Origin of the sequence: Nocardioides sp. Leaf307 (assembly GCF_001423135.1) — a bacterium.
Lineage (GTDB): Bacteria > Actinomycetota > Actinomycetes > Propionibacteriales > Nocardioidaceae > Nocardioides > Nocardioides kribbensis.
The window spans coordinates 1,857,752-1,870,410 of sequence record NZ_LMNY01000001.1 but is presented as its reverse complement, the minus strand read 5'-3'; the positions used below and the strand labels follow the sequence as shown (position 1 = coordinate 1,870,410).

Genomic DNA, 12,659 nt, shown 5'->3' with positions numbered 1-12,659 from the left:
TGACCGCGCGTCGCGGGTTTCGCCAGCCGGCTGGCGAAACCCGCACCTGTCGGCCCACGCGCGGGCCGACAGGTGCGGGTCCGGGCCGACAGGCTCCGGTGCCGCGGGGTTGTCCACAGGCGCGCCGTACCGCGGATTGAGTCGGGTCGGGCCCGGTCATCCTCCGAGGCATGGACCCGACCCCACGCCTCCACGCTGTGAGCGACGTCTTCTCCACCCGTGACGCACTCGCGCTCGGCCACGACGACAAGAGCATCGCGCGACTGGTGCGCTCGGGCGAGTGGCACCGGCTGCGCCACGGCGCCTACTGCGCCGGTGCGCTGTGGCGCGGCGCCGACGCACGCCGGCGCCGGCTGCTGGTGGCCGAGGCGGCCTACCAGGCGGCGCGCTCCCACGTGGTGCTGTCGCACACCAGTGCGGCCGACCTGCTCGGCGCAGAGGTGTGGGACCTGCCCGACACGGTCCACCTCACCCGCACCGACGCCCGAGCCGGTCGCTCGCAGGCCGGGGTGGCGCAGCACCGCGGGACGGTCAGGGTCGGCGACCTGACCCGCCGCGACGGCCGCTGGGCGACGTCGGGCACGCGCACCGCCCTCGACGTCATCAGCCTCACCGACGTCGAGCACGGTCTGGTCGTCACCAATGCGCTCCTGCACCGCGGCGAGACCTCCGTGCCCGCGCTGCGGCAGGGCCTGACGAGCACGGTCCGCTGGCCCCGCCACCTCCACGCCCGGCTGGTCGTCGGACTGGCCGACGGGCGCTGCGAGAGCGTCGCCGAGTCGCGCACGATGTACCTGTTCTGGCGCCACCACCTGCCGACACCGACCCCGCAGTACGTCGTCCGCGACGCCCGCGGGGCGATCGTCGCCCGACTCGACTTCGCCTGGCCCGACCTCGGGGTGTTCGCCGAGGTCGACGGCAAGGTCAAGTACACGACGCTGCTGGCGCCCGGCGAGTCCGCGGCCGATGCCCTGCTGCGCGAGCGTCGGCGCGAGCAGCTCGTCGTCGGTCTCACCGGCTGGCGCTGCGTCCGACTGACCTGGGCCGACCTGCAGCACCCCGAGCGCACCGTCGCACGCGTCCGTGCCGTGCTCGCCGGCGGCGTCTGGGCCGCCTGACCCACGGCCCCGCGCCCGGCCCAGGTCTGGGTCTGGGCCCGGGGCTCGGCACGGGTCTCGGCACGGGTCTCGGCACGGGTCTCGGGGCGCACGGCTCGGCGACCGGGCCCCGGTGGGCTCCTCGTCCCCCTCGAGAATCGGAGATCGGCCGACTGGTCGGCCCAGACCCGCACCTGTCGGCCGACGCGTGGGCCGACAGGTGCAGGTTTCGCCAGCCGGCTGGTGAAACCCGCCGCCGGCGCCGACCCACCCTCAGCCGGTCACCGGGCGGTTCTCGTAGTAGGTGGAGAGGACCATGGTGGTGCGGGTGGAGACGTTGGCGGCGTGGCGGATGCGGGCCAGGAGGTCCTCGAGGGCGGCGGGGGTGGCGGTGCGGACCTTGAGCACGTAGGACTCCTCGCCGGCCACCGACCAGCACGACTCGATCTCGGTGAGGTGCTGGAGCCGGTCGGGGCAGTCGTCGGGCTGCGAGGGGTCGATGGGCCGGATGGAGATCAGCGCGGTCAGCGGCAGGCCGATCTCGGCGTGGTTGATGGTGGCACCGTAGCCCTGGATGAGGCCGCGGGTCTCCAGGCGCTTGACCCGCTGGTGCACCGCCGACGTCGACAGCCCGGTGGCCTTGCCGAGGTCGGTGTAGGACATCCGCCCGTCGGTGGCGAGCAGCTCGAGGATCCTGCGGTCGGTGGCCTCGACGTCGGATGTGGTCACGGCCGACAGCGTAGGGCAGGCCGCGTGGGAGACTGCCGGGCGTGACCAGCCCGCAGACCGACGCCCCCGGCCGCCTGATGCTCCTCGACACGGCGTCGCTCTACTTCCGCGCGTTCTTCGGCGTCCCGGAGATCACCGGCCCCGACGGCACCCCGGTCAACGCGGTGCGCGGCCTGCTCGACTTCATCTCCCGCCTCGTCGGCGACTACCGCCCCACCGACCTCGTCTGCTGCTGGGACGACGACTGGCGCCCGCAGTGGCGCGTCGACCTGCTGCCCTCCTACAAGGCCCACCGCGTCGTGGAGGAGGTCGAGTCCGACCCCGACGTGGAGGAGGTGCCCGACCCGCTGCAGGTGCAGGTGCCGATCATCCGTGACGTGCTCGAGGCCGTGGGCCTACGGGTCGTGGGCGCCCCGGGCTTCGAGGCCGACGACGTCATCGGCACCTTCGCCACCGGCGCGGGCCAGCCCGTCGACGTGGTCACCGGCGACCGCGACCTCTTCCAGCTCGTCGACGACGCCGCCGACGTCCGGGTGCTCTACATCGCGCGCGGGGTCGGCAACCACGAGCGGGTCGACGACGCCTGGGTCCGCGCCAAGTACGGCGTGGGCGCCGGGCAGTACGCCGACTTCGCCACCCTGCGGGGCGACGCCTCCGACGGGCTGCCGGGCGTCGCCGGTGTCGGCGACAAGACGGCCGCGACGCTGCTGTCGCGCCACGGCGACATCCCCGCCATCCTCGCCGCCGCCCAGGACCCCGACTCCGACCTGGCCAAGGGCCCGCGGGCCAAGGTCCTGGCCGCCACCGACTACCTCGCCGTGGCGCCCCGCGTGGTCGCGGTGGCCCGCGACATCGACCTCGAGCGCTCCCCCACGGCGCTGCCCTCCTCGCCGGCCGACCCCGAGCGGCTGGCCGACCTGGCCGCGCGCTGGGGCCTGGAGTCGCCGGTGCAGCGCCTGCTCGGCGTGCTCGGCCAGGCCTGAGCCGCCCGCTGGGCCGCCCGCCCCGACCCCCCGCTCGGGTGATCGGCGCGGCGCGGGGGCGACGTACGTTGGACGGCATGAGTCGAATCGCGATCGTCGGGGGCCACGGCAAGGTGGCCCAGCAGCTGCACGGTGTGCTGAAGGACCACGGCCACGTGCCGGTGGCCCTGGTGCGCAAGGAGGAGTACCGCTCCGAGCTCGAGGCCCTGGGCGCCGAGGTGCGCCTGCTCGACATCGAGGCGCAGGACGCCGACGGGTTCGCCGCGGCCTTCGAGGGCTGCGACGCGGTCGTCTTCGCCGCGGGCGGGGGCGCCGACGGCAACATCGAGCGCAAGCGCACCGTCGACCTCGAGGGCTCGACCAAGTCGATCGAGGCCGCCGGCAAGGCCGGGATCCGCCGCTTCGTGCAGGTCTCGGCGATCGGCGTCGACAACCCCGTGGGCGACGACGTCGAGGACGCGTGGAAGGCCTACGTCGACGCCAAGCGCGGCGCCGACGAGGCGCTGCGGGCCAGTGACCTGGACTGGACGATCATCCGCCCCGGCGGCCTGACCGACGACCCGGGCACCGGCCAGGTCGCGCTGGCCGAGACCCTCGAGCGCGGCGAGGTCTCCCGCGCCGACGTGGCCGCCGTGGTGGCCGCGTGCCTGGTCGACGACCGCACGATCGGCAAGCAGTGGGAGCTGGTCGGTGGGTCCACCCCGGTCGCCGCGGCGATCGAGCAGGCGGTCTGAGCCTCCACCCCCAGCTCCGCCCCCAGCCCCACCCCCTGCCTCGCCATCTCCCACGACGGCCCGCCACCGATCCCGGTGGCGGGCCGTCGTGCGTTCGCGGGCCGGGGGCGGACCGGGTCAGTCGGGCAGACCGGAGTAGGCGACGACGCCGCGCTTCATGCGGGTGATCATCTCCCGCGCCGTACGCCGCAGGGGCGTGTCGCCGGCGGCGTCGGCGACCTGGCCACCGAGGTCGAGCAGCTGCTTCATGCGGCGCACGAAGTCGCCGGCCGACATGTCGCTGTCGCCGAGCACGTCGTCGAGGTCGTCGCCCTCGCACCAGCGGTAGGCGATCCACGCGAAGCCGAGGTCGGGCTGGCGCAGGTAGTCGAGCTTGTGGTCCTTCTCCAGCCGGTCGAGCTCCCCCCACAGCCGCACCGTGGCGGTCATGGCCTCGCGTGTGGCGCCGCCGGGCAGGCGGGGCGAGGTGGGGTCCTCGGCGCGACGGGCCTCGAACACCAGGGCCGACAGGGCGGCGGCGAGGCCGGAGGCGGGCAGGGCGTCCCAGAGCTTCTCGCGGATGGCCTCGGCGGCCAGCAGGTCCATGTCGGAGTAGAGCCGCATCAGCCGCTTGCCCCGGTCGGTGACCCGCGCGTCGCTGGGGTCGTCGCCGTCGGGGGCGAGGTAGCCCAGCGCGCTGAGCACGTCGCAGACGCGGTCGAACTGGCGTGCGACCGTGTTGGTGCGGTTCTCCACCCGGCGCTGCAGGGTGGTGGCGTCGCGCTCGAGCTTGAAGTAGCGCTCGGCCCAGCGTGCGTGGTCCTCGCGGTCGGGGCAGTCGTGGCAGGGGTGGGCCCTGAGCTGCGCACGCAGCCCCAGGACCTCCTCGTCGGCCCCGGAGCGGGCGATGGAGGAGCGGCGCGAGCCGCCACCGGCGCTGGGCGGCGGCACGACGCCCTGGGTGCGCGAGCGCAGCGCGGAGGCCAGGTCGCGGCGCATCTGGGGGTTGCGGCCGTTGAAGCTCTTGGGGACCTTGATCCGGGTGAGCGCCTGCACCGGGGTCGGGAAGTCGATCATCGCCAGCCGGCGGGCCTGACGGTCCATCGTCACCACCGAGGGGCGCGGCGCCTCCTCGTCCCAGCCGGGGTCGACCACGACGGCCAGGCCGGCGAACTTGCCGGTCGGCACCTCGATCACGTCGCCCACCTTGAGCAGGCGCAGCGACTCGATGGCCTCGGCGCGGCGGTCGGCCCGCTTGGCGCGGCTGGCGTCCTTCTCCACCTCGCCGATGCGCTTGCGCAACCGGGCGTACTCCATGAAGTCGCCCCGGTCGCACTGCGCGGCCTCGGCGTAGCCCTCGAGGGCGTCCTGGCTCTTGCGGAGCTGGCGGGCCAGCCCGACGACCGCCTTGTCGGCCTGGAACTGCGCGAAGGACTGCTCGAGCGTGGCCCGCGCGCGCTCGCGGCCGAACTGGTGGACCAGGTTGACGGCCATGTTGTAAGACGGCCGGAAGGAGGAGCGCAGCGGGTAGGTGCGGGTCGAGGCCAGGCCGGCGACCTCGCGCGGGTTGGTGCCGGGCTGCCAGAGCACGACGCCGTGGCCCTCGGTGTCGAGACCGCGGCGCCCGGCCCGCCCGGTGAGCTGGGTGTACTCCCCCGGGGTGATGTCGGCGTGGGTCTCGCCGTTCCATTTCGAGAGCTTCTCGATGACCACGGTGCGTGCAGGCATGTTGATGCCGAGCGCGAGGGTCTCGGTGGCGAAGACGACCTTGCACAGCCCGCGCAGGTAGAGCTCCTCGACGACCTGCTTGAAGGCCGGCAGCATGCCGGCGTGGTGGGCCGCGACACCGCGGGTGAGCCCGTCGAGGAAGTCGTGGTAGCCCAGCACGTGGAGGTCGTCGTCGGGCAGGTGGCGACAGCTCTGCTCCACGAAGGCGTAGATGGCGTCGCGCTCCTCGGGCGTGGTGAGCCGGATGCCGGCGTTGAGGCACTGCGAGACCGCGGCGTCGCACCCGACCCGGCTGAAGATGAACACGATCGCGGGCAGCAGGCCCTCGCGGTCGAGGCGCTCGATGACGTCGTAGCGGCTGGGGATCCAGACGCGCCGGCCGTTGCCGACCTGCTTGGGCCCGCCCTTGCCGCGCGCTCCCTTGGGCGAGCGCCGGTCCTTGATCCGGGAGGCGGCCCAGTCGTCGCGGGCGACCTTCATCAGCTCCTCGTTGACCGGGGCGCCCTCCTTGACGAAGCCGGCGGCGGCGTCGACGTCGGAGGAGGCGAAGAGGTCGAGCAGCCGCTTGCCGACCATGACGTGCTGGTAGAGCGGCACGGGCCGCTTCTCCTCCACGATGGTCGTGGTGTCGCCACGCACGGTCTCCAGCCACTCCCCGAACTCCTCGGCGTTGGAGACCGTGGCCGACAGCGACACCACGGTGACCGAGTCGGGCAGGTGGATGATGACCTCCTCCCAGACCGCGCCGCGGGAGCGGTCGGCGAGGTAGTGCACCTCGTCCATGACCACGAAACCGAGGCCGTCGAGGGTGCGCGACCCGGCGTAGAGCATGTTGCGCAGCACCTCGGTGGTCATCACCACCACGGGCGCCTCGCCGTTGACGGTGTTGTCGCCGGTCAGCAGCCCGACCTGGTCGGGGCCGTAGCGGGCGACGAGGTCGTGGTACTTCTGGTTCGACAGCGCCTTGATCGGGGTGGTGTAGAACGCCTTGCGCCCGGTCTGGAGGGCCAGGTGGATCGCGAACTCCCCCACGATGGTCTTGCCCGACCCCGTGGGCGCTGCGACCAGCACGCCGCGGCCGTCCTCGATCTCGCGGCACGCGCGACGCTGGAAGTCGTCGAGGCCGAAGTCGTACATCGCCTCGAAGTCGTGGACGACGGGGTGGCTGCGGTGCGCGCGGTAGGAGGCGTAGCGCTCGGCCGGGGTCATCTCGTCAGCCGTGCTCATGGCCCCCAACCTACGGGAGCGGCCCTACCCCGATCCGCAGCAGGACGCTGTAGTGCTCCGGCGAGCCGCCGACCGCCTTGGCCAGGCGCCCGAGGGCGTCGAGCACCAGGTCGGCGCTGAAGGACCGCCCCGGTACGGCGAGGGTCAACCGGTCCTCCTCGGCGCCGTCGGCCGGCTGCACCAGCAGCACCTGGCCGTGGCGCCACGCCAGGTGGGCGCGGGAGCGGACGTCGTCGGCGGCGACGGGGCGCGGGTGCGCCTCGTCGACGGCGAGCAGGTCGCACGGCAGCGGACCCGACCCGGCGGCGCGCCCCGAGAGCACCCCGGTCACGCGGTGGCCGCTGAGCACCCCGGACTCGGCGGCCCAGGTGACGTCGTCCTCCCCGAGCCACTCGGGCAGCTCGAAGGGGTCGAGGTCGTGCAGCGTGGCGGCGGCGCTCACAGGGTGGAGATCTCGTCGGGCGAGAGCCCGGCGTTGATGCCGCGCGCGGCGCGCCGCTTGTCGTTCCACCGGGCGATGACCTCGGAGACGAAGAAGAGCAGCACCATCGGCACGGCCATGAACGTCATGGTGAAGGGGTCGGTGGAGGGGGTGGCGACCGCGGCGAAGAGGAAGACGCCGACGATGATCCAGGGCCGGTGCGCGGCCAGCGACTTGCCCTTGACGACGCCGGCGAGGTTGAGCATCACCACGAAGAGCGGGATCTCGAAGGCGATGCCGAAGACGAGCAGGGTGCGGCTGAAGAAGGTGAGGTACTCGTTGAACTCCACGAGGTTGGTCAGCCCGTCGGGGGTGAACCCGATGAGCACCTCGAGGCCCTTGGGCAGCGTGACGTAGCCCAGCACGATGCCGGCGAAGAACAGGGGGCCGGCGATGGCGGCGAAGACGCGCGTCCACTTGCGCTCGTGGGGGTGCAGCCCCGGAAGGATGAAGGCCCAGATCTGGTAGAGCCAGACCGGGCTGGTCAGCACCAGCGTGGCCAGGCCGCACAGCTTGAGGTAGAGCAGCAGACCGCCGCCGGCGCCCGAGGTCGTGGCCTGGGTGCGGTCGGCACCCAGGGCGTCCTGGGCCTGCTGGTAGGGGTCGTTGACGACCGCGAAGAGAGGGTCGAAGAAGAACAGCGAGATGATCAGGGTGACCAGGAGTGCGAGCACGACCTTGAGGATGCGTGCGCGCAGCTCCCGGAGGTGGTCCGAGAGGGCCATCCGGCCGTCGGACCCGATCGGGTGGACCGGCTTACCGACGAAGAGCTTGACGACTCCGGAGATCGACACGGGTGGGAGGTGTCGTCGCGGCTCAGCTGCGGTGCTGGTCGGTCGGGCGCTGCTCGGTCAGGTCCTCGGCCGGGGTGGGGGCGGGGGTCGGCGACGGCGGGAGCTCGGCGGCCGGCGTGGTGTCGGCGGCGGTGCCCTCCTTGTCGTCGTCGTCCTTGAGGCCCTTGGTCTCGGCCTTGAAGATGCGCAGCGCCTGGCCGGTGCCACGGGCGAGGTCGGGGAGCTTGGCCGCACCGAAGACCAGGATGACGATGGCGAGGATGACGAGCCACTCCGCGCCCTGGGGCATGCCGATCATGGGGAGGAACATCAGGACCTTCTCTGTTGGGTGTGCGTGCGGGTCTCGGTCGGGTGCCCGGAGGCGTCGACCGCGACGAGGTCCACTGTACGCCTCGTCATGTGTAGAGACCGAGGGTTGACCTGGCCGCTGCTGTGTACGTCTGGGTGAACTCTGGGTGAGCGCCGTCGCGGTCGACCACGCGGGCGTGCGGGGTGAGCCGGAGCAGGAGGCGGGTCAGCCAGCGCGGGTCGGCGACGAGCAGGTCGACCTCGACACCGCCGTCGGGCTGGGGCCGCACCTCCTCGACGGGGTAGTACTCCACGACCCACCGCGCCGGGGGGTCCAGGCGCAGCGTCACCGGGGTGGCGCCGCCCGAGCGCGCGAACATGCCCTCGGCGAGGTCGCGCGGCGGCTCGGGGTCGGTCACGACAGGTGATTCGGAGACGACGGCCTCACGGATCCTGTCGAGGCGGAAGAGGCGTGGCGCCCCAGCGAGGTGGCACCACGCGTCGAGGTAGGCGACGCCGCCGGTGGAGACCACGCCGCGCGGGTCGACGGTGCGCACCGACTCCTCGTCGCGGCTGGGCACGTAGTAGGTCAGGTCCACCTGGCGCCCCCGGTCGGCGGCGTCCTGCAGGCGGGTGGCCAGCAGGGCGGTGTCGGGGTCTCCCCCGTCGGCGCCCGGGTCGATGCGGGGTGCGGCCGACCCGGCGGCGGCGGCCGCCTCGAGCTTGGCCAGCGCGCGGTCGACGACCTCGCGGGTGTCGGGGCGTGCACCGTTGCGCAGGGCCCGCAGCGCCACGATCACCGCGGTGGCCTCGGTGGGGGTCAGCCGCAGCGGACGGGCGAGGTAGTCGGCGTTGGTCACGCGGACGACGCCGTCGCCGTCGGGGTCCTCGAGGGCGTCGAGGTCGACGTCGATGAGGTCGTCGGGGTAGCCCCCGGGCAGACCGCACATCAGCAGGACCTTGAGGTCCTTGAGCAGCTGTCGCGGGGCCACCCCGAGGGCGGCGGCCGCCTCGTCGAGGCGCACCTGGCCGTGGGCGTGGAGGTAGGGCACCAGCGTCAAAAGCCGCGCGACCTGGTCGCGGGCGCCCGGGGCGGGGGCGGGGGTCGGCGGGGTCATGCGACACCGCCGGCCGTGCTGGCACGGTCGAGGCCGGCCCGGAGCCGCTCGACGACCTGGGCCCGCAGCTCGAGCGGCTCCTCGACGCAGACGTCGGCGCCGTGGCCGAGCACCTCGTCGGCCAGGCCGAGGGTGTCGCGCTCGAGCACCACGCGGTCCCAGGTGGTGTGGTCGTCGGGACCCACCACGTCGGTCTCCACCCCGGCGGCGCCGCGGCGCAGCTGGTGGCCCGCGCCGCGGCGCACCAGCAGGACGGCGCGCTGCACCACGGGGGCCGGGGCCAGGCGCCGGGCCACCGCGCTCACGTCGGTGCCGGCGGGCACGTCGTAGGAGCCGGCGGGGCCGTCGGGCCGCGCCTCGCCCTCGACGCGGGAGAGGCGGAAGACGCGCTCCTCGCCACGGTCGGTGTCGAGGCCCACGACGTACCACCGCCCCGAGTAGCGGGTGACGCCCCAGGGCTGGAGGTGACGGGTCGTCACCTCGTCCTGGCCGGGGCGGCGGTAGCCGAAGACGACGGGGGTGCGCTCGGCGGTGGCCTCCCAGAAGGCGTCGAAGGACGGCTCCTCGGCGCTCAGGCGGGGCTCGACGATGTCGAGGGCCGTCACGTCGACCGGCGCTCCGAGCGCGCGGAGCTTGCGCACGGCCTCGGTGGTGGCGTCGGCGAGCTTGGCGTGCTGCCAGACCCGGGTGGCCAGGCCCACGACCGAGGCCTCGTCGGGGGTCAGGTCGATGTCGGGCAGGGCGAACTCGTCGGGCCGGATCCGGTAGCCGGGCTCGTCGTCGAAGTAGGTGTCCATGCTGCCCACCTCGATCGGCACCCCGAGCGAGCGCAGCTCGTCCTTGTCGCGCTCGAACATCTTCTCGAACGCCTCGGAGGACGAGCCGGGGTAGAGGATCGAGCGGATCCGCTCCTTGGGCACGAAGTGCCGCTGGACCAGCAGCATGATCAGCAGGTTCAGCAGGCGCTCGCTCTTGCGGACGCTCACCCCGCGCCGACGATGTCGATCAGGAAGTAGATCGTGTCGGTGCCCGTGATCCCGGCGTCGGGGTTGCCCTTCGCGCCGTAGCCGAGCTCCGGCGGGATGGCGAGCACGACGCGCGAGCCGACCGGCACGCCCTCGAGGCCCTGCGCCCAGCCCTCGACCAGCCCGCTCAACGGGGAGGTGAGGAAGTCGGGCTTGTCGTAGTTGCCGTCGAAGGGCTTGGCCTTGGCGTAGACCTGGCCCAGGTACTTGACCTGCACGGTGTCGTCGGCGGTGAGCGCGGGGCCGTCGCCCTCGACGAGGGTCTGGCTGCGCAGCTCGCCGGTCGGGCGCGGGCGGCCCTTGAAGCGCATCGCCTCGGGGTTGCCGTCCTCGTCGAGGACCAGGTCGGGGGTCCAGGCCGCGCCCTCGGTCTCGTAGGGCTCGGAGACGTCGTAGGGGCCCATGATGTCGAAGACGATGACGACCGGGTCCTGGTTGCCGATGCCCAGCGCCGGGCTGCCGGCGCCGCCGAAGGGCTCCTCGGCGTTGAAGGCGACCGCCACGCGCGAGCCCACCGTCTGGCCGACCAGGGGGTCGGTGAAGACCGGCACCAGGTCCTCGGCCGAGAGGTCGAGCGCCTGCGGCGCGCCGTCGTCGGTGTAGGTGCTGAAGCTCTGGCTCTCGGTGTAGCCGTTGCCGACCCAGTAGTTGACCAGCACGGTGTCCTCGGCGGTGACCTCCGGGCCGTCGCCCTCGACGAGGGTCTCGACCTCGGGGTCGGCGTCGGCGTCGAAGCTCATGGCCGACGACCACGTGACGTCGGGGTCGGTGCCGACGTCGCCCTCGATGCTCAGCGCGGACAGGCCCTCGGAGGTCTCGCCCTGGGCGCCGACCTCCTCGCCGCACGAGACGAGCGTGGGGGCGAGCAGCAGCGGGAGCAGCACGGCCAGCGGCCTGCGGAGGTGTCGTGACACCGGTACATCCTTCACGTGGCGGTCGTCGGGGCCGGCGGTGGCCGGTGACCCAGGAGCGACCTGCATCCTACGAGGCGGCCCCACCGCGGCCTGCGGCCCCTCGCCGGGTCACATGCCGTCGATGAGTCGCTGCACCCGCTCGTCCTCGGCGCGGAAGGGGTCCTTGCACAGCACCGTGCGCTGGGCCTGGTCGTTGAGCTTGAGGTGCACCCAGTCGACGGTGAAGTCGCGGCGCCGCTCCTGGGCGCGGCGGATGAAGTCGCCGCGCAGCCGGGCCCGGGTGGTCTGCGGGGGCACCGACTTGGCCTCGAAGACCTTGAGGTCGTGGGTGACCCGCGCGACGGCTCCCCGCTTCTCCAGCAGGTAGTAGAGGCCGCGGCCGCGGTGGATGTCGTGGTAGGCCAGGTCGAGCTGGGCGACGCGGGGGTGGCCCATCGGCAGGCCGTGCTTGGCGCGGTAGGCCTCGATGAGCTTCCACTTGATGACCCAGTCGATCTCCCGGTCGACCAGCCCCAGGTCGTCGGACTCCACCGCCTTGAGCCCGCGCTCCCACAGGTCGAGCGCGCGCTCGATCGTGGGGGTGCTGATCTCGCGGCGGTCGACGAAGTCGCGGGCCTTGGCGAGGTACTCCCCCTGGATCTCCAGGGCGCTGGCCTCCCGGCCGTTGGCCAGGCGCACCTTGCGCCGCCCCGTCATGTCGTGGGAGATCTCGCGGATCGCGCGGATGGGGTTCTCCATGGTGAGGTCGCGCATCACCACGCCCTCCTCGATCATCCGCAGCACCAGGTCGCAGGTGGCGACCTTGAGCATCGTGGTGGTCTCGCTCATGTTGGAGTCGCCGACGATGACGTGCAGGCGGCGGTACTTCTCGGCGTCGGCGTGCGGCTCGTCGCGGGTGTTGATGATGGGACGGCTGCGCGTGGTGGCGCTCGAGACGCCCTCCCAGATGTGCTCGGCGCGCTGCGAGACCGAGTAGGAGGCGCCCCGCGGGGTCTGGGTCACCTTGCCCGCACCGACGATGATCTGGCGGGTCACCAGGAAGGGGATGAGGATGTCGGCCAGGCGGGAGAACTCCCCGGCGCGGCCCACGAGGTAGTTCTCGTGGCAGCCATAGGAGTTGCCGGCGGAGTCGGTGTTGTTCTTGAACAGGTAGATCTCACCGGCGATGCCCTCGTCGTGGAGCCGCTGCTCGGCGTCGAGCAGCAGGCCCTCGAGGATCCGCTCGCCCGCCTTGTCGTGGGTGACCAGCTCGGTGATGTCGTCGCACTCCGGGGTGGCGTACTCCGGGTGGCTGCCCACGTCGAGGTAGAGCCTGGCGCCGTTGCGCAGGAAGACGTTGCTGCTGCGGCCCCAGCTGACGACCTTGCGGAAGAGGTAGCGCGCCACCTCGTCGGGGCTGAGCCGGCGCTGCCCCTTGAAGGTGCAGGTGACGCCGTACTCGTTCTCGATCCCGAAGATCCGACGGTCCATGAGGAGACAGTACGTCGCTCCGCGCGGGATCGGGGGGCGGAACGCCGCAGCGGGCGGCGACTCCCCGCAGGGAGCGCCGCCCGCGCGTGCCG

General features: G+C 73.0%; 12 protein-coding genes. 3 read left to right on the top strand and 9 right to left on the bottom strand.

Features of this window, described 5'->3' with window-relative positions; genetic code table 11:
* Positions 1 to 170 precede the first annotated feature (170 nt).
* Entirely contained in the window at positions 171 to 1,118 is a 948-nt protein-coding gene (locus ASF50_RS08600; RefSeq protein ID WP_082500283.1) for a type IV toxin-antitoxin system AbiEi family antitoxin domain-containing protein, read from the top strand.
* Between the two features lie 252 nt (positions 1,119 to 1,370).
* Here the strand turns inward: ASF50_RS08600 and ASF50_RS08595 are convergent, their stop codons facing one another.
* Complete coding sequence (locus tag ASF50_RS08595) at positions 1,371 to 1,826, bottom strand: Lrp/AsnC family transcriptional regulator (RefSeq protein WP_082502899.1); 456 nt, start codon at positions 1,824 to 1,826, stop codon at positions 1,371 to 1,373.
* Positions 1,827 to 1,903: 77 nt separating this feature from the next.
* On the opposite strand from ASF50_RS08595, the gene ASF50_RS08590 reads away from it, so the two are divergent.
* Together ASF50_RS08590 and ASF50_RS08585 are read left to right on the top strand one after the other, a co-directional pair.
* Entirely contained in the window at positions 1,904 to 2,809 is a 906-nt protein-coding gene (locus ASF50_RS08590) for a 5'-3' exonuclease (protein WP_056864684.1), read from the top strand.
* Positions 2,810 to 2,886: 77 nt separating this feature from the next.
* Complete coding sequence (locus ASF50_RS08585; RefSeq protein ID WP_056904059.1) at positions 2,887 to 3,543, top strand: SDR family oxidoreductase; 657 nt, start codon at positions 2,887 to 2,889, stop codon at positions 3,541 to 3,543.
* Between the two features lie 117 nt (positions 3,544 to 3,660).
* Here ASF50_RS08585 and ASF50_RS08580 read toward each other — a convergent pair whose 3' ends face one another.
* From ASF50_RS08580 to pafA, 8 genes are all read right to left on the bottom strand, one after another.
* Positions 3,661 to 6,477 carry a DEAD/DEAH box helicase gene (locus ASF50_RS08580; protein WP_235557594.1) on the bottom strand — a complete coding sequence of 939 codons (2,817 nt, stop codon included), beginning with the start codon at positions 6,475 to 6,477 and terminating at the stop codon, positions 3,661 to 3,663.
* A 10-nt stretch (positions 6,478 to 6,487) separates the two neighbouring features.
* Complete coding sequence (locus ASF50_RS08575) at positions 6,488 to 6,919, bottom strand: hypothetical protein (RefSeq protein WP_056904058.1); 432 nt, start codon at positions 6,917 to 6,919, stop codon at positions 6,488 to 6,490.
* Positions 6,916 to 7,752: a twin-arginine translocase subunit TatC gene (gene tatC / locus ASF50_RS08570; protein WP_056864426.1), complete on the bottom strand. Its 837-nt coding sequence runs from the start codon at positions 7,750 to 7,752 to the stop codon at positions 6,916 to 6,918. Before tatC ends, ASF50_RS08575 begins: the two co-directional genes overlap by 4 nt.
* Before the next feature lie 22 nt (positions 7,753 to 7,774).
* Positions 7,775 to 8,062, bottom strand: a complete 288-nt coding sequence (tatA, locus tag ASF50_RS18405) for a Sec-independent protein translocase subunit TatA (protein WP_082500281.1) — start codon at positions 8,060 to 8,062, stop codon at positions 7,775 to 7,777.
* A gap of 85 nt (positions 8,063 to 8,147) precedes the next feature.
* Positions 8,148 to 9,158 carry a helix-turn-helix transcriptional regulator gene (locus ASF50_RS08560; RefSeq protein ID WP_056904057.1) on the bottom strand — a complete coding sequence of 337 codons (1,011 nt, stop codon included), beginning with the start codon at positions 9,156 to 9,158 and terminating at the stop codon, positions 8,148 to 8,150.
* Complete coding sequence (locus tag ASF50_RS08555; protein ID WP_056864424.1) at positions 9,155 to 10,144, bottom strand: helix-turn-helix transcriptional regulator; 990 nt, start codon at positions 10,142 to 10,144, stop codon at positions 9,155 to 9,157. Before ASF50_RS08555 ends, ASF50_RS08560 begins: the two co-directional genes overlap by 4 nt.
* Entirely contained in the window at positions 10,141 to 11,097 is a 957-nt protein-coding gene (locus ASF50_RS08550; RefSeq protein WP_162242371.1) for an FKBP-type peptidyl-prolyl cis-trans isomerase, read from the bottom strand. Before ASF50_RS08550 ends, ASF50_RS08555 begins: the two co-directional genes overlap by 4 nt.
* A 108-nt stretch (positions 11,098 to 11,205) precedes the next feature.
* Positions 11,206 to 12,567, bottom strand: a complete 1,362-nt coding sequence (pafA, locus tag ASF50_RS08545) for a Pup--protein ligase (RefSeq protein ID WP_056864422.1) — start codon at positions 12,565 to 12,567, stop codon at positions 11,206 to 11,208.
* Positions 12,568 to 12,659 lie beyond the last annotated feature (92 nt).